The organism is Flavobacterium sp. (genome assembly GCF_965657075.1).
GTDB lineage: Bacteria > Bacteroidota > Bacteroidia > Flavobacteriales > Flavobacteriaceae > Flavobacterium.
Genome location: NZ_CBFHMV010000054.1, coordinates 1 through 2734 on the forward strand (window position 1 = coordinate 1; position 2734 = coordinate 2734).

A 2734-nucleotide genomic window follows, 5' to 3' on the forward strand; every position below is an offset into this window, starting at 1 on the left:
TGGTGAAACAGAATAAGTGGCTGTGGTAGCATCAGATGCTAAATTTGCAGTACCACTTATGAAATTGATTGAACCTAGATTTGGAGTTACAGTTTGACTTATGATATTACTATTTAATGAACCACAATCAGCAAATGAAATACTTACAAAATAATACACAGTACCAGGATTATTGGTAGGTAATTCATAACTAGATGAAGTAGCTCCGTTAATTATTGTAGCTCCATCTGTGGTGTTTGAGCTGTTTTGGTACCATTGGAAGGCTGTAGCATCATGTGCGGTTATTGAAATAGTTTGGGGTGAAGTATTTATACATACAGTTTCATTTGTGACAGTAGGTTGTGAATTAATACTAGTTGAGAGAACTGAGGCATTAAGTCCAATTGAACGACCTAAAGCATTTGTTGCACTAAGGGTTAAAATACCATTTGAGGTTGAATTATTATTAATAAATTTCACATAGACAGTAGTGGTATTTACTTGTCCTGAAACAGAATTAATTGTTAAAGTAGATGAAAAGTTATTGTTGTCCAAGGAATATAAAAAACCATTTACTGCACTTAAACTTACATTTGAACCAATCCCAGTTGCTGAAACAGTAAATGTTTTAACTAATTCACTGCTATCTGGACACAATTTAAATTCCAAATTAGAAGTGCTAGTGAAAATCTCACCTGCTTGTGTGGGAACAATTACAATACGTTCTGTTCCATAACTTACACCATTAGAATTTATAGCATAGGCTCTTAAATAATATGTACCAGGAGCTAAATTATTTATTGTTCCATTAAAAGAACCTAAGCCACTTCCATAAGCTATTTTGTTATCCGAAACAGTTGGGGTACCGCTCGTGTTCCAAACAAAACCTTTTTCGGTTACTGAAATTCCTCTATCATCAGTAACATTTCCTTCAATATCAATTGAGTTATTCAAAATTGGACTCAAAACGGCAGTTCCGTTCACAACTACTGGAGCTCCTGCGTCAATTACTGTAGAACCTTGAAGATTCAAAGCATAATTATCAAAATTAGAAACTCTATAACCACCAAATCCAAAATAAGAATATAATACCGTTGAATTTCCAATATTGTTATTTTGATAAGTCCTTGTATGGATAGCGGAAGCAGTTGAATGTAGCAACACGCCATTTGAATTAGAAGGCCATACTTCTAATTGTAAATGATAGTTATTATTGGTTTGTGCAGTGATTTTAAGTATGATTTTGTACCATTTATCAGTTGAACCATTGTTTAATAAATCAAACATACTAGCATTAACTACTCCTCCTGATTGCCAATCGCCATAACTTGCGGTTGAGTTATTATAGAATATAAAACCTCCGCCATGTACTGATACTCCTAAACAAATTGCTGGATTACCACTATTGGCGTGTGGCTGATTGGGTAAGGAAGTGAAACCAATTGCACTGTAACCTGAATTAAATTCACTTTTTATAAAAGTGCTGAACTCATAAACAGAACCGACTCCTCCGTTTGAATATCCTTGTTTGGTCGTGTAAACTTCGTTAGCCGACTGGTTTCCGATAAATACAGCACCAGTACCCCCAATACCCGTATTAAGTGATTGGGTAATCTGCGTAGTACCCGTATTTCCTCTTGTAAAATACGTTGTTAAATCGCCTGGGGTATTAAAATCATAAAAAGTTGTTGTTTGTGCAAAAGAAGCAACAAAACTACACAAGAAAATAAGTAAAAAAAATATTTTCTTATTTCGGTTTAAAGCATTTTTTTTCATATTATTAATCTTTTATTAATTTACAAAACTATGTCAAAAGTTTGGATGGGTCATATAGATAAAATATAGATTTTTTCTTTATTAAAATTATTTAATTTATTGATTTACAATGTTATAAATAAAAAAAATTCTTATTTTATAAATATTAAACAGCAATAAAAGCCTTTAATTTATCACTTAAAGTAATTATTAAAATTTATAATTTATTAAATATATATTCAAAAAAACAATTATAAAAAAGCCGTCTCATTTAAATCTAAATTTAGACTCAATTTTGAGACGGCTTTATTATTCCAAACAATAATTTATTTTATTGTTTAATCATTTTAAAAGTTTGTGTTATTGTTCCTTGTTTTACCACGATTAAGTACATCCCTGTAGGATAATAATTTCCTATGTTTTGACTTGATATTTCGTTAGCTTTCACGGATTTACTTTCTATGAATTTTCCAGTTGCATCGTATACATGATAAGACAAATCATCTGTTTGACCTTGTAATGGGCTAATGCTAAATGATGTTGTAAATGGGTTAGGGTAGGCGCTCATTTCGGATTTGGTTGTCATACTTGTGTTGTTTATCCCAACATCTTGTATTGTTTCACGACTTGGAGCTTGTCCTGGATCTGGCCCGATTGTTATATTGCAAGGATCGCTATCATCTCCGTATTGTGTTCCTATTCTTACAGCTACTGTTACCTTATATGTTGTATCATACGCGTAATTATTCAATTGAGTAAATACAAAGTAGTTATAGTTATTTTCTATAGTTTCCAATAAGGTTGTACCTGTAGCATCATAAATTTTAAATTCATAAGCGTTAGCATTAGGAATTGCACTGGCATAGACTATTTCATTATAGTCTACAGTTGCATCACAGGATAAGATTTTAGTTATAGCAATTGAAGGCGTATAAACATTACAAGGTTCACCATACGAACCTTGTTGAGCATTACTATGAATTCTAACACGAATACTATA

The 2734-nt window shown here is 31.9% G+C and carries 2 protein-coding genes; both read right to left on the bottom strand.

The window, feature by feature from the left end; genetic code table 11:
• Positions 1 to 1755, bottom strand: a 1755-nt coding sequence (locus ACTF56_RS12935) for a hypothetical protein (RefSeq protein WP_438967327.1), incomplete at its 3' end; no start/stop codon positions are given.
• 310 nt (positions 1756 to 2065) lie between these two features.
• A partial coding sequence (locus tag ACTF56_RS12940) for a T9SS type A sorting domain-containing protein (protein WP_438967328.1) occupies positions 2066 to 2734 on the bottom strand: 669 nt, incomplete at its 5' end.